The 22,247-nt window shown below is 70.4% G+C and carries 20 protein-coding genes, 1 pseudogene and 1 riboswitch; of the genes and pseudogenes, 9 read left to right on the top strand and 12 right to left on the bottom strand.

Going from position 1 to position 22,247, the window contains the following annotated elements:
- Window positions 1–27 precede the first annotated feature (27 nt).
- The 3 genes from QFZ50_RS17345 (at window position 28) to QFZ50_RS17355 (ending at window position 1,484) form a co-directional block, all read left to right on the top strand.
- On the top strand, window positions 28–270 hold the full coding sequence (locus QFZ50_RS17345; protein WP_307086272.1) for a hypothetical protein: 243 nt from the start codon (window positions 28–30) through the stop codon (window positions 268–270).
- A 77-nt stretch (window positions 271–347) separates the two neighbouring features.
- A riboswitch (cyclic di-AMP (ydaO/yuaA leader) is annotated at window positions 348–556 on the top strand.
- A gap of 3 nt (window positions 557–559) precedes the next feature.
- Window positions 560–859 (top strand): hypothetical protein, encoded by a 300-nt coding sequence (locus QFZ50_RS17350; protein WP_307086275.1) that lies wholly within the window; start codon window positions 560–562, stop codon window positions 857–859.
- Window positions 774–1,484 (top strand): LysM peptidoglycan-binding domain-containing protein, encoded by a 711-nt coding sequence (locus QFZ50_RS17355; RefSeq protein ID WP_307086277.1) that lies wholly within the window; start codon window positions 774–776, stop codon window positions 1,482–1,484. The genes QFZ50_RS17350 and QFZ50_RS17355 overlap by 86 nt, the downstream gene beginning before the upstream one ends.
- Window positions 1,485–1,563: 79 nt before the next feature.
- On the opposite strand, the gene acs is transcribed toward QFZ50_RS17355, so the two are convergent.
- From acs to QFZ50_RS17375, 4 genes are all read right to left on the bottom strand, one after another.
- A complete protein-coding gene (acs, locus tag QFZ50_RS17360) occupies window positions 1,564–3,510 on the bottom strand; it encodes an acetate--CoA ligase (protein ID WP_307086280.1) in 1,947 nt (648 codons plus the stop codon).
- The gene (locus QFZ50_RS17365; RefSeq protein ID WP_307086282.1) at window positions 3,501–4,361 is read right to left on the bottom strand and encodes an ABC transporter permease; all 861 of its coding nucleotides are present in this window, start codon (window positions 4,359–4,361) and stop codon (window positions 3,501–3,503) included. Before QFZ50_RS17365 ends, acs begins: the two co-directional genes overlap by 10 nt.
- Window positions 4,358–5,398 (bottom strand): aliphatic sulfonate ABC transporter substrate-binding protein, encoded by a 1,041-nt coding sequence (locus QFZ50_RS17370; protein ID WP_307086284.1) that lies wholly within the window; start codon window positions 5,396–5,398, stop codon window positions 4,358–4,360. Before QFZ50_RS17370 ends, QFZ50_RS17365 begins: the two co-directional genes overlap by 4 nt.
- Window positions 5,399–5,487: 89 nt before the next feature.
- Complete coding sequence (locus QFZ50_RS17375) at window positions 5,488–6,300, bottom strand: ABC transporter ATP-binding protein (RefSeq protein WP_307086285.1); 813 nt, start codon at window positions 6,298–6,300, stop codon at window positions 5,488–5,490.
- 270 nt (window positions 6,301–6,570) lie between these two features.
- Here QFZ50_RS17375 and QFZ50_RS17380 point away from each other — a divergent pair.
- Window positions 6,571–6,988: pseudogene (locus QFZ50_RS17380) on the top strand (CoA-binding protein).
- Between the two features lie 16 nt (window positions 6,989–7,004).
- On the opposite strand, the gene QFZ50_RS17385 reads toward QFZ50_RS17380, so the two are convergent.
- A complete protein-coding gene (locus QFZ50_RS17385; RefSeq protein ID WP_307086287.1) occupies window positions 7,005–7,901 on the bottom strand; it encodes a DUF1206 domain-containing protein in 897 nt (298 codons plus the stop codon).
- 135 nt (window positions 7,902–8,036) lie between these two features.
- Here QFZ50_RS17385 and QFZ50_RS17390 point away from each other — a divergent pair, with 135 nt between their 5' ends.
- On the top strand, window positions 8,037–8,603 hold the full coding sequence (locus QFZ50_RS17390) for a DUF1990 family protein (RefSeq protein ID WP_307086289.1): 567 nt from the start codon (window positions 8,037–8,039) through the stop codon (window positions 8,601–8,603).
- Window positions 8,604–8,678: 75 nt separating this feature from the next.
- On the opposite strand, the gene purL is transcribed toward QFZ50_RS17390, so the two are convergent.
- The 3 genes from purL to purS are packed head-to-tail and all read right to left on the bottom strand — an operon-like array spanning window position 8,679 to window position 12,021.
- Window positions 8,679–10,967: a phosphoribosylformylglycinamidine synthase subunit PurL gene (purL, locus tag QFZ50_RS17395; protein ID WP_307086291.1), complete on the bottom strand. Its 2,289-nt coding sequence runs from the start codon at window positions 10,965–10,967 to the stop codon at window positions 8,679–8,681.
- Window positions 10,967–11,764, bottom strand: coding sequence for a phosphoribosylformylglycinamidine synthase subunit PurQ (gene purQ / locus QFZ50_RS17400; RefSeq protein ID WP_307086293.1), 798 nt, complete (start codon window positions 11,762–11,764; stop codon window positions 10,967–10,969). The genes purL and purQ overlap by 1 nt, the downstream gene beginning before the upstream one ends.
- Entirely contained in the window at window positions 11,761–12,021 is a 261-nt protein-coding gene (purS, locus tag QFZ50_RS17405) for a phosphoribosylformylglycinamidine synthase subunit PurS (protein ID WP_307086295.1), read from the bottom strand. Before purS ends, purQ begins: the two co-directional genes overlap by 4 nt.
- Window positions 12,022–12,241: 220 nt before the next feature.
- On the opposite strand from purS, the gene QFZ50_RS17410 reads away from it, so the two are divergent.
- Window positions 12,242–12,736 (top strand): hypothetical protein, encoded by a 495-nt coding sequence (locus QFZ50_RS17410; RefSeq protein ID WP_307086297.1) that lies wholly within the window; start codon window positions 12,242–12,244, stop codon window positions 12,734–12,736.
- 27 nt (window positions 12,737–12,763) lie between these two features.
- Here QFZ50_RS17410 and QFZ50_RS17415 read toward each other — a convergent pair whose 3' ends face one another.
- Together QFZ50_RS17415 and QFZ50_RS17420 are read right to left on the bottom strand one after the other, a co-directional pair.
- Window positions 12,764–13,372 (bottom strand): serine protease inhibitor, encoded by a 609-nt coding sequence (locus tag QFZ50_RS17415; RefSeq protein WP_307086299.1) that lies wholly within the window; start codon window positions 13,370–13,372, stop codon window positions 12,764–12,766.
- Between the two features lie 97 nt (window positions 13,373–13,469).
- Entirely contained in the window at window positions 13,470–14,351 is an 882-nt protein-coding gene (locus tag QFZ50_RS17420) for a 3-methyladenine DNA glycosylase (protein WP_307086301.1), read from the bottom strand.
- A 476-nt stretch (window positions 14,352–14,827) separates the two neighbouring features.
- Here QFZ50_RS17420 and QFZ50_RS17425 point away from each other — a divergent pair, with 476 nt between their 5' ends.
- The gene (locus QFZ50_RS17425; protein WP_307086886.1) at window positions 14,828–17,734 is read left to right on the top strand and encodes a S8 family peptidase; all 2,907 of its coding nucleotides are present in this window, start codon (window positions 14,828–14,830) and stop codon (window positions 17,732–17,734) included.
- 254 nt (window positions 17,735–17,988) lie between these two features.
- On the opposite strand, the gene QFZ50_RS17430 is transcribed toward QFZ50_RS17425, so the two are convergent.
- Entirely contained in the window at window positions 17,989–19,275 is a 1,287-nt protein-coding gene (locus QFZ50_RS17430) for an aspartate kinase (RefSeq protein WP_307086302.1), read from the bottom strand.
- Window positions 19,276–19,509: 234 nt separating this feature from the next.
- On the opposite strand from QFZ50_RS17430, the gene QFZ50_RS17435 reads away from it, so the two are divergent.
- The gene (locus QFZ50_RS17435) at window positions 19,510–20,442 is read left to right on the top strand and encodes an ABC transporter ATP-binding protein (protein ID WP_307086303.1); all 933 of its coding nucleotides are present in this window, start codon (window positions 19,510–19,512) and stop codon (window positions 20,440–20,442) included.
- Window positions 20,439–21,581 (top strand): ABC transporter permease, encoded by a 1,143-nt coding sequence (locus QFZ50_RS17440; protein WP_307086304.1) that lies wholly within the window; start codon window positions 20,439–20,441, stop codon window positions 21,579–21,581. Before QFZ50_RS17435 ends, QFZ50_RS17440 begins: the two co-directional genes overlap by 4 nt.
- A gap of 12 nt (window positions 21,582–21,593) precedes the next feature.
- Here QFZ50_RS17440 and recR read toward each other — a convergent pair whose 3' ends face one another.
- A complete protein-coding gene (recR, locus tag QFZ50_RS17445) occupies window positions 21,594–22,190 on the bottom strand; it encodes a recombination mediator RecR (RefSeq protein WP_307086307.1) in 597 nt (198 codons plus the stop codon).
- Between the last annotated feature and the right edge of the window lie 57 nt (window positions 22,191–22,247).

Here is a 22,247-nt window from a genome sequence, read left to right on the forward strand (position 1 = left end):
CACACCCTGCCCGCCTAGGCTGGGGGCATGGAGAGCTGGAAGTCCGCGCAGCGTGCCCACGAGCGGAGGCTCTGGAGCACGCTGGTCTGCGTCGGACTGGCGCTGGTCCTCGCCCTGGCCAGCAGCCTCCTGGCGGCCGTGATCAGCGCGGACCCGGCGGTGGGCCCCTGGTTCTACCTCCAGCAATCGGTGCTGCTCGTCCTCAGCGTCGCAGGCACGGCGCTCGCGTTCCGCCGGCGGCGCTCGGCCCGCACGGGAGGGGCAGGGTAACCGGCGTTATGCGAATGTGACAAACCGTCCGAGCAGTGGCTATGTTCTTCTGGTGCCTCAGCCTATGTGGGGCGCTCCTGGACGGAATGCCGAGCCCTGCCGTCGTCCCGGATACGATCACCTCACGGCGGGGACGGGGGAACCACAGGTCCAGTGGACGCGCAGCAAGAGCTGACGCCGTCCTTGGGGTTAAGCCGCACCACATCGCTCACCAGTTGATGCACGCGGCCGGGTGACTCCCATCCGAACCCGACAGCTCACCCCGCAGGCATGGGAGAGGTATAAAACCATGTCACGAAACATCTCTTCGGCGCGCCACCGTGCCGTTATCGACGGCAATCTCGCGCTGCAGGGACTGTCCCGCGCCGCGAAGGCCCACGCCACCACGATCGGCCGCCCCGTCGCCATCGTCGCCGTCACGTCGGGCCTCGCGCTGAGCGTCGTCGGCACCGCCAACGCCGGTACCTACACCAGAGCAGGGCACGACGACCGCACCCGCAGCTGTGGCAGCTCCTGCCGCTCCGGCCGCAGCTCCTGCCGCTCCGGCGGCAGCTGCAACCGGCACGACCCACACCGTCGTCCCGGGTGACACCCTCGGTGCCATCTCGGCCTCGTACGGTGCGGACCTGACCGCGGTCCTCGCGGCCAACGGGCTGTCCCTGGCCTCGATCATCTTCCCGGGCGATTCCATCGCGATCCCCGCGGGTGGAGCGGTCCAGGCGCAGACGGTCTCCGTTCCCGTCGCCGTCGCTCCTGCCGCTCCCGTCGAGCAGGCAGCGGTCGTCGCACCGGCTCCTGTCGTGCAGCCGGCAGCAGCCGTCGCCCCGGCCCCGGCCGTGTCGGCAGCTCCTGACTCGGGCGTCTACCTGGCCTCGGCCGCCGTCACCCCGGCGGCCGCCCGCGGCGTCGGCGGAACCCTCCTGGCATCGGCGCAGGCGCAGCTTGCCGCCGGAGCCGTCCAGGACTGCACGGTGCTCGTGGAGAACGCGCTGCGTGCCGCCGGCATCGCCGTGGGCGATCTCGGCCCGTCGCAGTTCTTCCAGTACGGCTCGACCGTGGCGACCCCCGCCCCCGGCGACATCGTCATCACCGGCGGCCACGTGGCCATCTACGCCGGCGGTGGCCAGGTCATCAGCAGCGGGATGAACGGTTCGAACCTCACCATGCAGCACCCCCTCTCGGATCTCGCGGGAGCATCCTTCGTCCGGGTCTGATACCTGAACGAACCACACACGGGAAGCGGCGGGTGCTTGGACGGGGCGCCTGCCGCTTCCTTCTTTTAACGGGTGTTCCTCAGACCCGCGCGGCCAGGACGTCCTGGATCCCGGGGATGCACCCCTCGTTCTGCAGGGACGTGGTGTCCCCGAGCGGCGTGCCCTCGTACAGCTGGGTGAGCAGGCGGCGCATGATCTTCCCCGACCGCGTCTTCGGGACATCGGGCACCACCACCACGGCCGCGGGCCGCGCGATCGGCCCGATGGCGGCGGCCACATGCGCGCGGAGCGTCGCCGGGACGTCGATCTCCGGGTCCGCGCCCGCCGCGAGGACCACGAAGGCCGCGATGGCGTGACCCGTCAGCGGGTCCGGGACCGGGCAGGCGCCGGCCTCGGTGACGAGCGGGTGGGCCACGAGCGCCGATTCGATCTCGATGGTGGACAGGCGGTGGCCGGAGACGTTGATCACATCGTCGACGCGCCCCAGGATCCAGGTGTCGCCGTCGTCGTCGTACCGCGCTCCGTCACCCGCGAGGAACCAGCCCTGGGCGGCGAACTTCCGCCAGTAGGAGTCGAGGTAGCGCTGCGGGTCCCCCCACACCGTCCGGGCCATCGCGGGTCCGTGGCGGTCGACGACGATCAGCCCCTGCTCGCCCGGCGGGACAGTCCGGCCGTCCTCGTCGACGATGCGCGTGCTGACCCCCGGCAGGGCGCGTGCAGCACAGCCGGGCTTGAAGTCGGTGTCGGTGGGGCTGGGGGAGAGCACCGTGGCGCCGGTCTCGGACTGCCACCACGTGTCGACGACGGGCACCTCGTCGCGGCCGAGGTTCCTCCGGAACCAGCGCCACGCCTCGGGGTTCACAGCCTCGCCCACCGTGCCCAGCAGGCGGATGCTCGAGAGGTCGTAGCCGGCCGGGACGCCGTCGGGGAACCAGCCCATGAGCGAGCGGACGAGGGTGGGGGCGGTGTAGTAGCTGGTGACGCCGTAGCGTTCGATGATCTCGAAGTGGCGGCCCGGGTGCGGCGTGTTCGGGGTGCCCTCGAAGATCACCTGCGTGGCCCCGTTGGACAGCGGCCCGTACAGCTCGTAGGTGTGGGCGGTGACCCAGGCCAGGTCCGCGGTGCACCAGTGGACGTCGCGGTCCCGTGCCGTGGGATCGGGGTTGCTGAAGAGGTGCTCGAAGCTCCACGACGCCTGGGTGAGGTAACCGCCCGAGGTGTGCACGAGGCCCTTCGGCTTCCCCGTGGTCCCCGACGTGTACATGATGAACAGCGGCGTCTCGGCGTCGAACGCCTCCGGCTCGTGGTGCGGCGAGGCCGTGTCCACGACGTCGTGCCACCAGACGTCGCGGCCCTCGGTCCAGGCGACCGGGGAGCCCGTCCGGCGGACCACGAGGACGTGCTCGATACTGTTCCTGCCCGCGACGGCGGCGTCGGCGTTGTCCTTGACCGGGACGGCCGTGCCGCGGCGGTACTGTCCGTCGGTGGTGACCAGCAGTTTGGCCCCGGTGTCCTCGACGCGGAAGCGGAGCGCCTCGGCCGAGAACCCGCCGAACACGAGGGAGTGCACGGCCCCGATGCGGGCGCAGGCCAGGGTGACGACCACCGTCTCGACGAGGACCGGCAGGTAGACGACCACGCGGTCGCCCCGCCCGACGCCGAGGGCCAGGAGCGCGTTGGCGGCGCGGGACACCTCGTCCTGCAGTTCCGCGTAGGTCACGCTCCGACGATCGCCCGGTTCGCCCTCGAAATGGAGCGCCACCCGGTCGCCGTTGCCGGCACGCACGTGCCGGTCCACGCAGTTGGCCGCGACGTTGAGCCTGCCGCCGGCGAACCACTCGAGAACGGGCACGCTGAGCGTCCCGTCCTCCCGGGGCGTGGCCTTCCGGAACGTGTGGAGGGTGTCCCACGGTGTGTCCCACTCGAGCCGCTGGGCCTGCTCCGCCCAGAACGCGAGCCGGTCTGCCTCGTCCTGCAGCACCGCGGGGTCGTCCGTCGTTCTGGGTCCTGCCGCGCCTACGCCCATCGCCGCACCGCCCATCGTTCGGCGATACCGAGGAGCGCGTCCGTCGTCTTGCCGATGACGGCCAGCAGGATGATCGCGAGGATGATGCGGTCCACGCGTCCCGTCTGCTGGGAGTCCGTGAGGAGGAAGCCGAGTCCCATCGAGGACGCGATGAGTTCCGCGGCCACGAGGAACAGCCACGACTGCGCGAGGGCCAGCCGGAGGCCGGAGAACAGGGCGGGGACGACCGCGGGGAGCTGCACCGTGGCCAGCAGGCGGACCCCGTTCAGGCCGAACGCCCGTGCCGCCTCGACGAGGTTGCGGTCCACGTGCCGGAGCCCCAGGTACAGGGTGGTGAACACGGGGAAGAACGCGCCGATGCTGATCAGGGTGACCTTGGAGTCCTCGTTGATGCCGATCCAGAGGACCAGCAGTGGGACCCACGCCAGTGACGGCACGGCGCGGAGGGCGCCGACGGTCGGGGTGAGGAGGATGTCCGCGAGGCGGGAGAGGCCGAGGAGGGCTCCGGCCAGCACGCCGAGCACCGAGCCGATGAGGAACCCGAGGACCACGCGCTGGGTGGAGATCAGGATGTGCGTAGCCAGCTGCCCGCGCTGCACGAGGTCGACGGCGGCCGCGAGGACCGACGCCGGCGACGGCAGCTGGGAGGGCCGGAAGAACCCCGACGCCGTGCTCAGGTGCCAGGCGAGGAGGATCAGGGCGGGGACGACGAGTCCGAGCAGGACGGTCAGGAGCCGCCGGTCCGCCGGCTTCCGCCGACCGGCGGTGCGGACGGCGCCGGCGCCGGTCACGGATGGGCCGCCGGCCGCGGTCCCCTCCCGGGTGACGGGCAGGGCGGAATCAGCGCTCATGAACCGGACCCGATGGACGCCGGGTCGGCCTTCTCGACGAGCGAGGCGTCGAACAGGGACCCGAGGGCGTCGTCGATCTGCTGCTGGGTCTGCACGTCGCCGGTCTCGACGAACACGGGCCCGATCTTCTCGAGGACGCTCCGCTGGGCCTCGCCCGGGGCGGGGTCGACGTCGAGGTTGGTCCGGTCGATGATCACCGAGTCGGCGACGGCGGGATCGATCGCGGCGACCTCGGCGAGGATGGCGGCGGTCTCCTCGGGATTCTCCTTCGCCCAGGCGCGGGCCTTCTCGTAGGCGTCGACGACGGTCTGCGCGACGTCGGGCTTCTCCGCGAGGAAGTCCTCCGTGGCGTTGAGGAATCCGTACGTGTTGTAGTCGATGTCACGGAAGAACAGCTGGGCGCCGTCCTGCTCGGCGGCGGCCATGATCGGGTCGAGACCGGACCACGCGTCGACGGCGCCGCTCGCGAGGGCGGCGCGGCCGTCGGCGTGCTGGAGGTTCTCGATGGTCACCTCGGACTGGTCCACGCCGGCCGCCTCCAGGGCCTGCAGCAGGAAGAAGTAGGGGTCGGTGCCGCGCGTCGCGGCGACGGACTTGCCGCGCAGGTCCTCCACGCCGGTGATGCCGGACCCGGGCAGTGTCACGAGGGCGGCCCACTCGGGCTGGGAGTAGATGTCGATGGCCTTGATGGGGGAGCCGTTGGAGCGGGCGAGCAGGGCGGCGGAGCCCGCCGTCGACCCGACGTCGATGGCTCCGGCGCGCAGGGCCTCGTTCGCCTTGTTCGAGCCGGCGGACTGCACCCAGTTGACGGTGATGTCCTGGCCGGCGAGCTCGTCCTCCAGCCAGCCCTGGTCCTTGATGACGAGGCTCAGCGGGTTGTAGGTGGCGAAGTCGATGTTGAGGACGCCGCCTTCGGTGGCAGCGCCGTCGGCGGCGGCCTGCGTGTCGGCGGCGTTCTCGCCGGCCAGGCAGCCGGTCAGTCCGAAGGAGAGGGCGGTGGCGAGGGCGAGGGTCGGCAGGAGAGCATGGCGATTCATGGGGGTCCTTCGGATGGATGGAGCGGCAGGGGAAAGTTCTGGTGGCACCGGTCGTACGACGACGGCGGGACCGGGGAGCAGGGGGAGGGCTAGTGCCCGGTCACGCCCAGCATCGAGAGCAGCGAGCTGCGGAGCGTCCCGAGGTCCGCGGAGTTGCGGTCCCGCGGCCGGTCGCCGGGGACGGAGACGAGTTCGGCGACGGTGGAACCCGCCTCGTCGCCCTCGCCCCGCCCGAGGACCAGGATGCGGTCGGCGAGCTGGAGGGCCTCGTCGACGTCGTGCGTGACGAGCAGCACCGTGGTGGGCTGGGCGCGGTGGACGTCCAGGAGGAGGTCCTGCATCTTGATGCGGGTCAGGGCGTCGAGGGCGCCGAAGGGTTCGTCGAGCAGGAGCACGCCCGGGTTGCGTGCCAGGGCGCGGGCGAGCGACGTGCGCTGGGCCATGCCGCCGGAGACCTCGCGCGGCCGGTGCTTGGCGAAGCTGTCCAGGCCCACGAGTTTCAGCAGCTCGAGGACTTTCGCCTTGCCCGCGCTGGCGCTCGAGGACTTCGGCAACCCGATCGCCACGTTGGCCTGCAGCGTGTGCCAGGGCAGCAGCCGGGGCTCCTGGAAGGCGACGGCGCAGCGCTCGTCGATGCCCGTCACGGGCGTCCCGTCGATCAGGACCTCCCCGCTGTCGGGGATGTCGAGGCCCGCGGCCGCGCGCAGGAGCGTGGACTTCCCGCAGCCGCTGGTACCGAGGATGGCCAGGATCTCGCCCGGCTTCACCTCCACGGTGACGTCCCGCAGCACGGTGCGCCGATCCGCGGGCGAGCCGAAGCTCCGGCCGAGGCCGGCGAAGTGGACGCCGAGGGCCTGCTTGGAATGGGGCTGGGTGCTGCCGTGTGCCAGAACTGCGGTCATGGTGTCTCCATCGGTCCTGGCGGTAGCACCCTACGGACCGAGCCTTCGCCACCGGTGTGCGGTGGTGCCCGTGGCTCGAACCTCGTTATCGTCCGACGTCAGGGGGACATCGGACGACCAGGGTTGCTGCGGCTTCACTGATCCAGGTCTCTCGGCCGCTCGGGATGGTCACTCCCATGAAACGCCCGCGCCGTATCGGGAGCAAAATAGGGCGTGTAACAAACGCTGTAATAAACGGTCCGGCATCGGGCACGAGGAGCAGGAGGCGCCGTGGCGCACGAGAACGATCCGCAGGTGATCAAGAGGCTCCTGACGGAGCCCGGCCGGTGGGCCGTGGTGGGGCTGTCGAACAACCCGCGCCGGGCGGCGGTCGGCGTCTCGCGCTTCCTGATGGACCGCCTCGGCATGCAGGTCGTCCCGGTGAGCCTCAAGGGCGACGACGTCCCACGGGCAGCAGGGCTACACCCGACTGGCGGACGTCCCCGGGACCATCGACGTCGTCGACTGCTTCGTGAACTCGACCCGCGTGGGGGACGTCGTGGACCAGGCCATCGCCGTCGGCGCGCGCGCCGTGTGGCTGCAGCTGGGCGTGATCGACGAGGACGCCGCCCGCCGCGCCGCGGCAGCGGGGCTCGACGTCGTCATGGACACGTGCCCCGCTATCGAGGCCCCCGCGTTCGGTCTCTAGGCCTCCCGAGGGGCTCCTACATGCGCTGGTACCTGGACCGGACGATCATGAAGACCCCGTAGGCCATCAGGCCGAGCGCGACGGCGCCGAGGAGCCAGACACCGAAGGGCTGATCGCGCAGGGTCTTCAGGGCGCCGTCGAGCCCCGTGGACTGCTCCGGGTTGTTCGTCACCGTGGCGACGACCACCAGCACGCCGAGGACCCCGAGCGCGAAGCCCTTGGCGATGTAGCCCACGGACCCGAGGGCCACGACGGCCGTCCCGGCACCACCCGCGGGCAGGCCCCGGAGCTCCCGGAGGAACCGGCGCGTGGCACCGCTGTAGACGAAGTAGCCGCCGACCACGAGGATGCCCACCCCGATCGCGAGGAGGAGCGCCACGCCGGCGGGGCTGGACATCAGCGTCGCGCTCAGGGAGCGCGTGCTGCCACTGCTGCTGCTCGAGCCGCCCAGCGCGAACTGCCCGAACGTCGCACCGATCGCCGCGTACACCACCGCCTGCCCGCCGCTCTTCAGGCGGGCCTTGAGCTTGTCCCTGCCGCTGCGTCCGCGCACGCCGAAGAAGACCTGGCCGAGCTGGAAGAGGGCGAGGGCCAGGCAGCCGACGAAGCAGAACCACAGCAGCGCCGTCCCGCCCGGGCCGCCCGCCAGTTGTCCGATCGCGCCGCTCTGGTCCGCGCTCCCGGACCCGCCGCGCGCGAGGCCGAGCGCGATGAGCCCGATCAGCAGGTGCAGGATGCCCGCGGCCACGTAGCCGGCGCGGGCAGCGAGCTCGAAGCCCTTCGAGTTCACGGCATCCTCGGCCGCGTCGGTCGCCTTGTCGCCCGCGTCCCTGGGCCCGCCGTTCCCCCTGTACTTCCCGTTGTCCTTGTCCTTGTCCTTGTTCTGCCTGTTCGACGCCATCCCTGATGCCATCGTGGTCCGCCTCCTTCGCCGGTCCGGACCCTCATCCTCCCACTGCTTCCCGTGCTCCGCGCCCTTTCGGGCTAGGTTGGTCGGAAAGATCCGGGCGCGATCCCCGGCGCCGCAGCTGCAGGGGAAGAGGTACGCATGGACCAGTTCACGTACGAGGAGCGGGGAGCCACGGACCGGCCCTTCCCGGAGCGGTTCGACGGCGGCTGGCCTGCCGGCTACACCGTGATGGTGGAGTCCCACGAGATCGAGGCCGAGGATCCCTCCGCGGCCTTCATCGCCCTGACGGAGGGCATCCTCGCGTGGGAGCTGCATCGGCGCGCCGGGCTCACCATGGACGCCGGCGCCGAGCGGGCCGCCCCGGCCGTGCGCGTCGTCTCCGGCTTCGGTGTCGGGCCGGCCCGCATCAAGGCGCCCTGCCGGGTCCTCTGGACGCGGGGGCCGCAGCTCGACGGCACCGGTCGGGCCGTGCCGGGCCAGCGCGGCGGATTCGGGTACGGCACGCTGCCCGGCCACCCCGTGAAGGGGGAGGAGGGGTTCTACGCCGAGCTGACGGCGGACAACCGCCTGGTCTTCATCTGCTCCGCCTACAGCGTCCCGGCCACCCTCGTGTTCCGGCTCGCCTCGCCGGTGACCCGGCTGACGCAGCGCTACGTGCTGTCGCGCTACGTGAAGGCCGCGCGGGAGTTGGCCGCCTCGGCGTAGGCCGGCCCGGAGTCCGTCACGGGGTGCCTGCCGCACCGGATGGGAGCACCCGGTGCGGCGGCCGTGCCAGGAGGGTCAGCCGAAGTGCTTCGGCAGGGTCCCCTCGTGGGCCTCGCGCAGCACGTCCAGCGGCAGGGTGAAGTAGCCCTGCACGTCGAGCGCCTGGTTCTCGGTGTCCACCACGCCGATGCGCATGGTGGGGAAGTCCCGCGCCGTGCACATGTCGTTGAAGCGGACCTCCTCGGAGCGGGGCACACTCACGACGGCGCGGCCCTGGCTCTCGCTGAACAGCGCGGTGAACGCGTCGATGCCGTCGCGCTCGCACAGCTCGTCGAGGCCGATCCGCGCGCCGACGCCGAAGCGCAGCGCCATCTCGCTCATCCCTGCGGCGAGCCCGCCCTCGGAGAGGTCGTGGGCGGCGTCGATCATGCCGTCCCGCGAGCAGTTCACGAGGATCGCTGCGAGCGTCTTCTCGGCGCTCAGGTCGAGTGCCGGGGGCTGCCCGCCGAGGTGGCCGCGCAGGTTGGCCCATTCGGAGCCGTCCAGTTCGTCCGCCGTCGTACCCAGCAGGTAGATGGCCTGGCCGTCTTCGCGCCAGCCCGACGGCGTGCGCCGGGCGACGTCGTCGAACACGCCGAGCACGCCGACCACCGGGGTGGGGTGGATGGCCACGCCGCCCGTCTGGTTGTAGAGCGAGACGTTGCCGCCGGTGACGGGCACGCCGAGCTCCTGGCACGCGTCCGCGAGGCCCCGCACGGTCTCGGCGAACTGCCACATGACCTCGGGGTCCTCGGGGGAGCCGAAGTTCAGGCAGTCGGTGACGGCCAGGGGCACGGCACCCGACGTCGCGACGTTGCGGTAGGCCTCGGCGAGGGCCAGGCGGGCGCCCTCGTACGGGTGGAGATAGGAGTACCGGCCGTTGGCGTCCGTGGAGATGGCGACGCCGAGGCCGGTCTCCTCGTCCACGCGGACCACGCCGGCGTCGTCGGGCATGGCGAGCGCGGTGTTGCCCTGCACGTAGCGGTCGTACTGGTCGGTGACCCAGTTCTTGGCGCACATGTTCGGCGAGGCCATGAGTTCGAGGACGGCCTCCCGCAGGTCTGCGGGCCGCTCTGGCGTGAAGCTGTCCGCCTGCACGCGGTCGAGCCACTCGGGGCGGTGGTACGGGCGCTCGTAGACGGGACCCTCGTGCGCCACGGTGCGGGGATCGACGTCGACGATCTTCTCGCCGTCCCATTCGATGATGAGGCGGCCCGTGTCGGTGACCTCGCCGAGCCAGGAGTACTCCACGGCCCACTTGTCCATGATCGCCTCGAACGCCGCCATGTTCTCGGGCGTCACGACGGCCATCATGCGTTCCTGCGACTCCGACATGAGGATCTCGCCGGGGGTGAGGGACGGGTCGCGCAGCAGCACGTTGGTGAGTTCCACGTGCATGCCGCCGTCGCCGTTGGACGCCAGTTCCGACGTCGCGCAGGAGATGCCCGCGGCACCGAGGTCCTGGATGCCCTCGACCACGGAGGCCTTGAACAGTTCGAGGCAGCACTCGATGAGCACCTTCTCGGCGAACGGGTCACCCACCTGGACGGCGGGACGCTTCGAGGGCTTGGAGGAGTCGAAGGACTCCGACGCCAGGACGGAGGCGCCACCGATGCCGTCGCCGCCCGTCCGGGCACCGAAGAGGACCACCTTGTTGCCGGCGCCGGACGCGTTGGCGAGCCGGATGTCCTCGTGCCGCAGCACGCCGACCGCGAGGGCGTTGACCAGCGGGTTGCCCTGGTAGACGGAGTCGAAGACCACCTCGCCGCCGATGTTCGGCAGGCCGAGGGAGTTGCCGTACCCGCCGATGCCCGCGACGATCCCGTGCACGAGGCGCGCGGTGTCGGGGTGGTCGATCGCGCCGAAGCGCAGCGGATCCATGACGGCGACCGGGCGGGCACCCATCGAGATGATGTCGCGGACGATCCCGCCCACCCCGGTGGCGGCACCCTGATAGGGCTCCACGAAGGACGGGTGGTTGTGGCTCTCCACCTTGAACGTCACGGCCCAGCCGTCGCCGATGTCGACGACGCCGGCGTTCTCACCGATACCGACGAGTAGGTGCTCCTTCATGGCGTCGGTGACCTTGTCGCCGAACTGGCGCAGGTGCACCTTGGAGGACTTGTAGGAGCAGTGCTCGCTCCACATCACGGAGTACATGGCGAGTTCGGCGCCGGTGGGGCGGCGGCCGAGGATCTCCTCGACGCGCTGGTACTCGTTCTCCTTCAGGCCGAGCTCGGCCCACGGGAGCGCCTGGCCGGGCGTGGCCTCGGCGTTCGCGACGGTGTCGATGTTGAACTTCTTGGACGTCGTCTCTGCGGTCACTAGCCCACCAGTTTCTTGAGTACCGAGGTGAAGATGCCGAGCCCGTCGGTGCCGCCACGGACATCGACGGTCCCGCGTGCCGAGGAGTCGGGGCCGAAGCCTGCCTCCACCGCGTGTTCGGGGTGCGGCATGAGCCCGACGACGTTGCCCGCCGCGTTCGAGATGCCGGCGATGTCGCGGCGTGAGCCGTTCGGGTTGCCGTCCACGTAGCGGAAGACCACACGGCCTTCCCCCTCCAGCACGTCGAGGGTGTAGTTGTCCGCGACGAACTGGCCGTCCTGGTTCTTCAGCGGGATGACGATCTCCTCGCCCTCCGCGTAGTCGGAGGTCCAGGAGGTGCCGGCGTTCTCGACGCGCAGGCGCTGGTCGCGGCAGATGAAGTGGAGGTGGTTGTTCTTGATCATCGATCCGGGCAGCAGGTGGGCTTCGGTGAGGACCTGGAAGCCGTTGCAGATGCCGAGCACGGGAAGGGCGTCCTCCCCGCCCGATGCCGCCGCGGTGATCTGTTCCATGAGCGGGGCGAACCGGGAGATGGCGCCTGCCCGGAGGTAGTCGCCGTAGGAGAAGCCACCGGGGATGATCACGGCGTCGACGTCCTGGAGGTTGTGGTCGCCGTGCCACAGGTGGACGGCGCTGCCGCCGGCGAGCCGGACGGCGCGGACGGCGTCGCGGTCGTCGAGCGACCCGGGGAACGTGACCACGCCGACCTTCACGCCGTTCAGCGGGCTGTCCTCGTTGTTCGAGGCCACCGGCTGGGGGCCGCCGATGAGGGGCGTCTCGATGTTCGAGGTGCTCATGAGGCGCCCTCCTCGAGGACCTCCACGCGCGTGACGTCCTCGATGACGGGGTTGGACAGCAGCGTGGCGGCGGCGTGGCGGGCCTGCTCGAGGACCTCTTCGGTGACGTCACCGTCCACGGTCAGCTCGAATCGCTTGCCCTGGCGGACGCCGGCGAAACCGGTGAGACCGATCCGCGGGAGCGCTCCGGCGATCGCCTTACCCTGCGGGTCGAGGATCTCGGGCTTGGGCATGACGTCGACAACAATCCGGGGCATCCGGCAACTCCTGTGAGTGAGCAGAGGGTAAGCGGTAGCCCGGAAGTGCCGTCTCACGCCGTATCCGGGATGATCCGGGTTGACACTGGCGCTCCGCGAGCTTGCCGTCCCAGTCTACCGGGGATCCGGACCGGGCCTGTCCCGCCGACCGGCGCCCCGCAGCACCGTCCCTGCAACGCACCCGGGTCCGCCCGCGTCGGCCTCACGTAGGATGCGGGGCATGGCGGAGTCGCTCGCAGCGTGGTCGGACTTCAATGTCGCCATGGTCGGGGCCACCGCCGCGCTCGCGGGCCTGCTCATCGTGGCGATGTCGGTCAACATCTCCGCCATCCTCGACTCGACGGCGCTGCCGGCACGTGCCGCAGCGGCGATCGGCACCCTCACCCTCGCGATCGTGGTCGGCGCGATCGGACTCGCTCCCGCGCAGCCCGCCTGGGCCCACGGACTCGAGGTCCTCGCCGCATTCCTCGTCGTGCTCGGCCTCGAACTGCACGCCATCCGCCTCATCGTCGCCGAACCGGACCGGCCGGCCGGTGAACGCGGCGTGAAGCTCGTCGCCGGGGTGCTCCCGCTCGTCCCCTTCGCTGCCGGCGCCGCGCTCCTTCTCGGCGGCGTGCCCGTCGCCGGGCTCGCCTGGCTCGCCGTCGGGTGTGTCCTCGCGATCGTCGGCGGCATCATGTTCTCCTGGGTCGCCCTCGTCGAGGTGCTGCGCTGATCATCCGGGGCTTCCCCCGCTACGCCCCTACTGGGCTCCGGGCGTCCCCAGGAGGTCCCGTGCCTTGTCCCAGCGGGAGATCTCGCAGCCGTCCGTGAGGGCGAAGGACGCCAGGACGGAGGTGCCGTTCAGTTCGCCGGTGATACTGGCGGTCTGGGGCCCGCCGTACTGCTGCGTGCAGGCGATGTCCTTGTTCGGCCGTGCAGTGAAGAACGCGGTACCGAGCCGGGCCAGGGCGCCGCAGGCCGCCTCGGCGCCGGGAAGGGTCGAGGCGGGGCCGGGTGCGCCGTCGACGCACTCGAGGACGTACTGCACGGGCTGCGCCCCGGCGTCCTGCCGGATCGAGATGGTGAGCAGGGCGTTGTCCGTTGGGACGGCCGGCGGGGCCGAGGATTCGGAGGGCGGTGTGGCGGACGGCGTCGTGGAGGGCGCGGGGCTCCCCTCCGCTGAGGGGGAGCCGGTGGTCGAGGGCTGGGGCGTGGGGGACTGCACGGCGGTCTCCTGATCGGTCGGTTCGGCCGTCGGCCCGCCCTGGGTGCAGGCGGACAGGGCGAGGGACAGGGCTGCGAGGGGGAGCGCGAGGCGCACGACGGCGCGGCGGGTGCGGCGTCGGCTCGGCGTCGGTGCGGTGGTCATCACTGGGTCCCCTTCGGCTGGCTTCCCAGCGTAACGGCTGGTGGAATCACAACGAAGGACGACGGCGGGGAGTCCCGCCGTCCGGGCGCCGCCGTGGTCAGGTGAGGTCCAGGGCCCGCTCGAGGTGCTGGAGGAGGGTCGCGCGGAGCGCCTGCGACTCCTCGGCGAAGCCGCGCTGCAGGCGCACGTACTCCGCCTTGCCCTCGGGTGTCTCGATCCTGATCGGCGTGTAGCCCCAGGCGTCGAGGTCGTACGGCGAGGCCCGCATGTCCATGGTGCGGATGCGCCAGGAGAGCTCGAAGCAGTCCATGACGAGCTCGCTCGGCAGGAGCGGCGTGAGCTTGTACGCCCACTTGTACAGGTCCATGTTCGCGTGGAGGCAGCCCGGCTGCTCGAGGTCGCGCTGGCTCTCGCGGGTGGGGGCATGCTCGTTGAGGGGCACGGCTTCCGGGGTGTAGAAGCGGAAGGCGTCGAAGTGGGTGCAGCGGATGCGGGAGGAGTCGACCACGGCGTCGGTCCCGTCCGCACCCAGGCGCAGCTCGAGGTACTCGTGCCGCACGCCGTTGACGGACGACCGGTAGGCCATGGCCCACTCGTGGAGGCCGAAGCAACCGAACTGGGCCGGCCGCGCCGCGGTGCCGCCGAGGATCAGCCGGGCGAAATCGAGGGCGTCGCGCCGCTCGTCCGCGAACCTGGCGACGTCCGCGTACACGCCGTCGTCCGCCGTGTAGTACTTCCAGCCGGCCCGCTCCGCTGCCGCCGGTCCCGTCAGCACGACGCCCGCCCCGGGGTGCCACCGCAGGAGCTGTCCCGGCTTCTGGTTGTAGTAGGTGAAGAGGAAGTCCTCCACGGGATGCTTCGCCCCGCGGGACCGCCGCTCCAGGTAGGGCTCGGAGAAGCGGGTTACCCGCTCCCGGTGCTGCCGCTCGCGCTGCTGCCACTCGGCCTCGGGGAGGCGGGTCAGGAGGCCGGCGTGCATTGTTCCATTATCACCCTGACCCCCATTGGTAAATGGCCTGTGTAAATTCTGGGAAACGTCCCCGCGGCGCGCTGGTCAGCATGTGTTGCCTCAGGTAAGTTGTGACTGCTGTGGCACTTGTGATTGCGATCACAAGTAGGGGGTCCTATCCAGGGAGTCCACGGCGCAGGGGGCAACGGCCACGGCCGTCCCGCACTTTCACGAGAGGCACTACCTTCCAATGACACAACGGAGAAAAGCCGGGCAGGGGCGCAGCACCCTGCGCACCGCCACGGCTATCGTTCTGGGCCTGCCGCTACTGGTGACATCGACGGCCGTAGCGCCCGCTGCGTTCGCAGCGCCCGTGCCGGCCAGTTCGATCACACCGCAGAAGGCTCCGACCAAGGAGCTGGACCCCCGCGCAGTACCCGGACGGCAAGTACATCGTCGTCCTCGCCGACAAGCCGGTAGCCACCTACGAGGGCGGCGTCGACGGGATCGCACCGACGAAGCCGGAGCAGGGCGCCAAGCTCGACGCCGCCGCCGAGAACGTGCAGCAGTACTCCGAGTTCCTCGAGACCAAGCAGCAGGAGGTCGCAGCCGAGAAGAACGTCGAGATCACGCGCACCTACACGGCCGCGCTCAACGGTTTCGCCGCGGACCTCAGCACGGACCAGGCCGTGGAGCTCGCCAAGAGCGACAAGGTCCTGCTCGTGGCACCGGACGTCGAGAACGCCCCGGACTACTCGAGCATCGACTTCCTCGGCCTCGGCGGCAACAAGGGAATCTGGAAGAGCCAGTTCGGTGGCGAGAAGAACGCCGGTGCGGGCACCGTCGTGGGTGTCATCGACACCGGCTACTCGCCCGACAACCCCTTCTTCGCCGGCAGCCCCGTCAAGCCCCTGAAGGGCAAGTCCAAGCCCAAGGTGGGCGAGCCCTACCGTGACGCGGACGGCAACATCGCCATGCTGAAGTCCGACGGCAGCACCTTCGTCGGTGAATGCCAGGTCGGCGAGGACTTCGACGGCAGCCTCTGCAACTCGAAGGTCATCTCGGCCCGCTACTTCGCGGATCCCTTCCTCGCGAGCGTCCCCGAGGCCGACCGCGCGCCCCAGGAGGTCCTCTCCCCGGTCGACATCGACAACCACGGCACGCACACGGCCAGCACGGCCGCCGGCAACTCCGGTGTGACCCAGACGGTCGACGGGCGCGACTTCGGCGTTTCCTCGGGCGTGGCCCCGGCCGCCAAGATCTCCGTCTACAAGACCTGCTGGGAGGACAACGACGCCGACACCGGTGGCTGCTACTCCTCCTCCGCCATCGCGGCCATCAACCAGGCAATCCTCGACGGCGTGGACGTCCTCAACTACTCGATCTCGGGCAGCACCACGACGACGACGGACCCCGTGTCCCTGGCCTTCCTCTCGGCCACGTCCGCGGGCATCTTCGTCGCCGCGTCGGCCGGCAACTCCGGCCCCACCGCCAGCACCGTGAACCACGGCGCTCCGTGGATGACCACGGTCGCCGCGAGCACGTTCAACAACGAGCTGCAGGGCACCGCCGAGTTCTCCGACGGCAGCAAGTACCGCGGTGCCTCGATCATGCGCACCGGCGTCCCCGCCAGCCCCGTCGTCCTCGCTGCGAACGCCGCAGCCGCGGGCGCCGTGACGCCTGAACTCTGCGGTCCCAACACCCTGGATCCCGCGAAGGTCGCGGGCAAGATCGTGGTCTGCGACCGCGGCGTCGTCGACCGCACCGCCAAGAGCGCAGAGGTCAAGCGCGGCGGTGGCGTGGGCATGATCCTCGTGAACCTCGTCGACTCCTCCGCCGACACCGACCAGCACGTCATCCCCACGGTCCACGTCAACGCTCCCGAGTCCCTCGAGCTCAAGGCGAAGGTCGCGGCCAACCCGGCGCTCACGGTCACCCTGAAGCCCACGGACACCACGGGCAAGCCGCTGCCGCCCGCACCGCAGGTCGCAGGGTTCTCCTCGCGCGGCCCGCTGCTCGCCACCGACTCCGATCTTCTGAAGCCGGATATCACGGCTCCCGGTGTGGCCGTCCTCGCGGGCGTCTCCACGGTCGGTTCCAACGGCGCCCAGTTCGGGTTCCTGTCCGGTACTTCCATGGCTTCGCCCCACGTCGCCGGTCTCGGCGCGCTGGTGCTGAGCAAGAACCCCACCTGGTCGCCGGCGACCGTGAAGTCCGCCATGATGACCACGGCCACCCCGCTGAAGACCGCCACCGGCGGCGTCGAGACCGACGTCCTCGCAGTGGGTGCAGGCCACATCAACCCGGCCTCCGTCCTCAGCCCCGGCCTCGTGTACGACCAGAGCAGCGACGACTACCTGCGCTTCATCGCCGGTACCGGTGTCGACCTCGGCATCCCGGGCATCGAGCCCGTCGCCGCGAAGAACACCAACGTGCCGTCGTTCGCCCTCGGCAACCTGACCGGACGCACCGAGGTGACCCGCACGGTCACCGCCCTCACCCCCGGTATCTACCGTGCGACCGCCAACGTCCCCGGCGTGAAGGTCACGGTCACGCCGTCGATCCTCAACTTCAGCGCCCCGGGCGAGACCCGCACGTTCAAGGTCTCCTTCGAGAACCAGAGCGCGGCGTTCGGCAAGTTCACCTCCGGTTCGCTCACCTGGGCAGGCCAGGGCAAGACGGTTACCTCGCCGGTGGCGGTCCGTCCCCAGGCCGTGAACGCTCCCGCCGAGGCGGCCTTCACCTCCGCTGGCCCCGACGGCAGCGGCACGTTCGACGTCGTCTCGGGGACCAACACCCCGATCAAGATGACGCTGCAGGGCCTCGCCAAGGCGGACTCGTCGGCGATCAGCCTGGTCCCCGGTGGCCTGGTCAACGGGAACGACGCCTCCAACGCCGTGAAGGACGTCACCGTCCCGGCCGGCTCCCCGGTCGCGAAGTTCTCGGTCCTCTCCAGCGATCCGGCCGCCGACTTCGACATGTTCCTCGTCACGCCGGGCGGCACCGTCACCCAGGTGGCGACGTCCGACGCGAGTGAGACCATCACGCTCGAGAACCCGGAGCCCGGCAAGTACCGCATCATCGCCAACCTGTACGCCAGCACCGGCAACGCGCCGACCGCCGGCACCATCGACGCGGCGATCCTGACGGGCGCGGAGAAGAACGCCACCCTGACGCCGAACCCGCTCTCCCTGGCGAACGGCAGTACGGGCGCCGTGACCCTCAAGTGGACCGGCCTCGCCGCCGGCTCCTATGTGGGCCGCGTGACCTACGCCGGTTCCTCGGCCGTGACCTACGTGACGGTCGTCGTCGACGGGAAGGGTGCGGCCACGGCCCAGCTCCCCACCGTCAACGCGGCGGACAAACTCCTGACCGGTCCCCGTGAGTCGATCACCCCGACCGGCAACAAGTAGCACCAGGAGCAGTACCTGCCCGCAACGGGCATAAGAGAAGGCCGGCGGATCATCGATCCGCCGGCCTTCTTCATGCCTTCCGGTGCCCGCCGTCGTCGCGGTACCCGGGCGCACCGGCCGTCGTTCCTGCCTTTACCGGCTCCAGGGCCGGGTTCCCCGGCACGTCGCGGTACCACGCGCACGTGGGTGCCATAAACCAGGAACGACGGCGGGCGTGCCGCGGTGCGTTCGCCCGACGGCGGGTGGGAGACGGGCTAGCGGCCCGTCCCGGCGTACACCGTGGCCGTGGCGTCGCCGTCGAGCTCGAAGGCCGCATGGACGGCGCGGACGGCGTCGTCGAGCAGGTCGGCTCCCGTGACCACGGAGATGCGGATCTCCGACGTCGAGATCATGTCGATGTTCACGCCGGCGTCGGACAGGGCGCGGAAGAAGCGGTACGAGACGCCGGGGTTGGACCGCATCCCCGCTCCGATCAGGGAGAGCTTCCCGATCTTCTCGTTGTACTCCACCGCCTCGAACCCCACGCGGTCCTGCGCCTCGCCGAGCGCGGCGAGGGCCTCGGCGCCGTCGACGATGGGCAGGGTGAACGAGATGTCCGTCCGGCCCGAGCCGTGCGTCGAGACGTTCTGGACGATCATGTCGATGTTCGTGTTGGCGCCGGCGACGATCCCGAAGATCTCCGCCGCCTTGCCGGGGATGTCCGGTACCCCGACGACGGTGACCTTGGCTTCCGAGCGGTCGTGGGCGACACCGGAGATGATGGGCTGTTCCAAGGGTTCTCCCTCTTGAATCTTGATCTGGTCGTCGGGGCTGGGAAGCACCCAGGTGCCCTCGTTGTGGCTGAAGGAGGAGCGGACGTGCAGCGGGACCCCGAAGCGCCGGGCGTACTCGACGCAGCGCAGATGCAGGATCTTCGCGCCCGAGGCGGCCATCTCGAGCATCTCCTCGCTCGAGATGGTGTCGATCTTCTGCGCCGAGGGGACCACGCGCGGGTCCGCGGTGTAGACGCCGTCGACGTCGGTGTAGATCTCGCAGACATCGGCGTCGAGGGCCGCGGCGAGTGCCACGGCCGTGGTGTCGGACCCGCCACGGCCGAGGGTCGTGATGTCGTTGCTCTCACGGCTCATGCCCTGGAAGCCGGCGACGATCGCGATGTCGCCCTTCTCGATGGCGGTCAGGATGCGGTGGGGCGAGACGTCGATGATGCGCGCCTTGCCGTGGATCGCATCGGTGATCATGCCGGCCTGGCTGCCGGTGAAGGACTGGGCGGACGCGCCGATCCCGTGGATGGCCATGGCCAGCAGGGCCATGGAGATCCGTTCCCCCGCGCTGAGCAGCATGTCCATCTCGCGGGCGTCGGACGTGGCGCTGACCTGGCCGGCGAGGTCGAGCAGCTCGTCCGTGCTGTCGCCCATCGCGGAGACGACGACCACCACCCGGTGGCCCGCGGCCTGCGTGTCCACCACGCGCCGCGCCACCCGCTTGATGCCCTCGGCGTCGGCAACGGACGATCCGCCGAATTTCTGGACTATGAGGCTCATGCACTCGCTCACTGGGGACGACGGCGGCGGTGTGACCTCGCCGTGCTGACTGGAATCCAGGGGCGGCAGCGCCGGCGCCTCGGGGACGTCGGACGGGAATCCGACACCCGTGCCAGTGTAGCGGCGGGCTGATTGCGCACTCAAAGTCTGGGTCCGATTAAGAACAGGCGTCCGGGCGGTCCTTTTCGTGCCGCCCTGCGGGTCGAACGCCGCGCCGTCGCCTACGCTCGTACCATGACCAACGAATTTGGGGGAATCGTTGTCGAGGGGGTCGCCAGGAGCTTCGGTTCCGTCCAGGCGATCCGCGACATCGATTTCGTGGCTCCGCCCGGGGAAGTGACCGCTCTGATCGGTCCCAACGGCTCCGGCAAGACGACTCTGATGCTGATGATGGCGAGCCTGCTGGCGCCCGATCTCGGCACCCTGCGCGTGGCGGGCTTCGATCCCGTCAAGCAGCCCGCGGAGGTGAGGAGCCGGATCGGGTGGATGCCCGACACCCTCGGCGTCTGGGAATCCCTCACGGCCTTCGAAGTGCTGAAGACCATCGGGTCCCTCTACGGCATGAGTGCGGCGGACAGCGCCCACCGTGCCGACGAGCTGCTGGTCACCGTGAACCTGACCGAGTTCGGCCGGCGGCCGGCCCGCGTGCTCTCCCGGGGACAGCAGCAGCGGCTGAGCCTCGCCCGGGCCCTGATCCACGACCCGCAGGTGCTGCTCCTGGACGAGCCCGCCTCCGGACTCGATCCCGGCTCCCGGGTGGAACTGAGATCCCTGCTCCGCTCCCTGGCCGCGGCGGGCAAGACCGTCGTCGTCTCGAGCCACGTCCTGTCGGAGCTCGACGAGATCGCCGACCGCGCGGTCTTCGTCAGCCGGGGGCAGTCGGTCAAGAGCCAGACGCTCGACGAGGCAGGCAGCCAGACGCGCCGCTACTACATCCAGGCGCAGCCCATGTCGGCGCTCGCCGCCGCCCTGGGAAGCTACGGGGTCCGGTTCGAGACGCGCGGGGACTCCCGGCGTGAGGAGTACCTCGTCCAGCTCGGCAGCACCGCGGAAGCCTCCTGGCTGCTGCGCACCCTGGTGATGGGCGACGTCGTCGTCACCGCGTTCGCGCCCGCCGGCGGCGCCCTCGAAGAGACCTACATGAGCCTGGATACGGACAGACTATGAGCACCGCGACCGAACCCTCGACCCCCCAGCCCGTCCGTTCCTCGACCAGGCTGCCCTTCCCGTCCGCTGTCCGCACCGTGTTCTCCCTCGAGATGCGGCAGCGGTTGCGGGGCAAGGGCTGGTACTGGATGCTCGCCATCTGGTTCGTCGTGATCGCCTTCATCTTCGTGCTCGGGACGGCGTTCCTCGGGGCGACCGACAACGAGGGCGGCATCCTCTTCGACCTGGTGGTCGGCTTCGTCCTGCTGTTCGGCCTCCTCGTGGCGCCGGGCCTGTCCGCGAACGCGGTCAACGGGGACCGCGCCGGCGGCACCCTCGCGATCCTCCAGGTGACCCTCCTGACCCCGGGGCAACTCCTGTTCGGCAAATGGCTCGCCTCCTGGGTGGGATCGATCGCCTTCCTCGTCGTCAGCAGCCCCTTCATCTTCTGGGCCCTGGCCCTGGGTGGTGTGGACGCGGCGGAAGCACTGGTCTCGCTGCTGATGCTGGCGGTGGAGCTCGGCGTCGTCTGCGCCATCGGCGTCGGTGTCTCGGCGCTGGCCGGCCGGCCCCTGTTCTCCATCGTCATCACCTACATGCTGGTGGCCCTGCTGGCGCTCGGCACCGTGATCGTCTTCGGCCTGAGCACCACGCTCGTCATGGAGCAGCGGACGATGACGACGGCCTACTACACCTACTCGCCCGGCAGCCTGGACAGCACGGGCGTGCCCGAGGAGGGGGCCGAGATGGAATGCGTCACGCAGACGAGCAGCGGACCGGTCCCGCGGACGGACTACATCACCTGGATCCTCGCGGCCAACCCGTTCGTCGTGGTGGCCGATGCCGTGCCCTACAGTGTCGAGGATCTTCCCGAGCCGGCGGGAAGCGGGCCCTACGGGTACGCGCCCGGCGGGCCGTACTACACGCCGGGTGTGATGGAGACGATCAGTCAGGGCGTCCGTGCGGCTCAGGCCGGGCCCGACTTCGACCAGACCTGCGAGGAGTACGCCCAGTCACTCCGGCCGCTGCCACAGCAGACCCCGATCTGGCCGCTCGGCCTCGGACTGCAGCTCCTGCTCGCGGGCGTACTCCTGTTCATCGGTCGCCGGAAGCTGACCATGCCCGCCCGGCGTCTCGCGCAGGGGACGCGCATCGCCTAGCCGCCGCGAGGGTCAGGACATGACGCGGCGGCCCTCGAAGGCCCGGCCGAGGGTCACCTCGTCGGCATACTCGAGGTCCCCGCCCACGGGCAGGCCGGAGGCGAGCCGGGTGACCGGGATGCCGATGGTCTTGAGCATGCGGACCAGGTAGGTGGCGGTCGCCTCGCCCTCCAGGTTGGGGTCCGTGGCGATGATGATCTCCTTGATCTGCTCGTCCGTGAGGCGGGCCAGCAGTTCGCGGATGCGCAGCTGGTCCGGCCCCACGCCGGCGATCGGGTTGATGGCGCCTCCGAGGACGTGGTACCTGCCACGGAAGGACCGCGTGCGCTCGACGGCGATCACGTCCTTGGACTCCTCGACCACGCAGATCATGGACGGGTCGCGGCGCGGATCGCGGCAGATGGCGCACAGGTCCTGTTCCGCGACGTTGCCGCAGACGGTGCAGAACTTCACGCGCTCCTTGACCGTGGTGATCGCGGTGACGAGGCGCTTCATGTCCTCGCCGTCCGCCTCGAGGATGTGGAACGCGAGGCGCTGGGCCGATTTCGGTCCTACCCCGGGCAGGCGTCCGAGCTCGTCGATCAGCTCCTGCACTGCGCCTTCGTACACGGTGTTCCCTTTTCTGCTGTCTGGTCGGCCGGCGTCGTCACGGACGTCGGTATGCTG

The sequence above is a fragment of the Arthrobacter agilis genome, assembly GCF_030816075.1.
Taxonomy (GTDB): domain Bacteria; phylum Actinomycetota; class Actinomycetes; order Actinomycetales; family Micrococcaceae; genus Arthrobacter_D; species Arthrobacter_D agilis_E.

What these genes read in the sequence shown, in the direction of transcription:
- QFZ50_RS17415 (WP_307086299.1), bottom strand. Translation starts at nt 13,372, where the DNA reads ATGACCACCGCACCGACGCCGAGCCGACGCCGCACCCGCCGCGCCGTC.
- QFZ50_RS17365 (WP_307086282.1), bottom strand. Translation starts at nt 4,361, where the DNA reads ATGAGCGCTGATTCCGCCCTGCCCGTCACCCGGGAGGGGACCGCGGCC.
- QFZ50_RS17435 (WP_307086303.1), top strand. Translation starts at nt 19,510, where the DNA reads ATGACCAACGAATTTGGGGGAATCGTTGTCGAGGGGGTCGCCAGGAGC.
- QFZ50_RS17385 (WP_307086287.1), bottom strand. Translation starts at nt 7,901, where the DNA reads ATGGCATCAGGGATGGCGTCGAACAGGCAGAACAAGGACAAGGACAAG.
- QFZ50_RS17410 (WP_307086297.1), top strand. Translation starts at nt 12,242, where the DNA reads ATGGCGGAGTCGCTCGCAGCGTGGTCGGACTTCAATGTCGCCATGGTC.
- QFZ50_RS17430 (WP_307086302.1), bottom strand. Translation starts at nt 19,275, where the DNA reads ATGAGCCTCATAGTCCAGAAATTCGGCGGATCGTCCGTTGCCGACGCC.
- purQ (WP_307086293.1), bottom strand. Translation starts at nt 11,764, where the DNA reads ATGAGCACCTCGAACATCGAGACGCCCCTCATCGGCGGCCCCCAGCCG.
- QFZ50_RS17440 (WP_307086304.1), top strand. Translation starts at nt 20,439, where the DNA reads ATGAGCACCGCGACCGAACCCTCGACCCCCCAGCCCGTCCGTTCCTCG.
- QFZ50_RS17420 (WP_307086301.1), bottom strand. Translation starts at nt 14,351, where the DNA reads ATGCACGCCGGCCTCCTGACCCGCCTCCCCGAGGCCGAGTGGCAGCAG.
- QFZ50_RS17390 (WP_307086289.1), top strand. Translation starts at nt 8,037, where the DNA reads ATGGACCAGTTCACGTACGAGGAGCGGGGAGCCACGGACCGGCCCTTC.
- purS (WP_307086295.1), bottom strand. Translation starts at nt 12,021, where the DNA reads ATGCCCCGGATTGTTGTCGACGTCATGCCCAAGCCCGAGATCCTCGAC.
- QFZ50_RS17345 (WP_307086272.1), top strand. Translation starts at nt 28, where the DNA reads ATGGAGAGCTGGAAGTCCGCGCAGCGTGCCCACGAGCGGAGGCTCTGG.
- QFZ50_RS17350 (WP_307086275.1), top strand. Translation starts at nt 560, where the DNA reads ATGTCACGAAACATCTCTTCGGCGCGCCACCGTGCCGTTATCGACGGC.
- QFZ50_RS17370 (WP_307086284.1), bottom strand. Translation starts at nt 5,398, where the DNA reads ATGAATCGCCATGCTCTCCTGCCGACCCTCGCCCTCGCCACCGCCCTC.
- acs (WP_307086280.1), bottom strand. Translation starts at nt 3,510, where the DNA reads ATGGGCGTAGGCGCGGCAGGACCCAGAACGACGGACGACCCCGCGGTG.
- QFZ50_RS17375 (WP_307086285.1), bottom strand. Translation starts at nt 6,300, where the DNA reads ATGACCGCAGTTCTGGCACACGGCAGCACCCAGCCCCATTCCAAGCAG.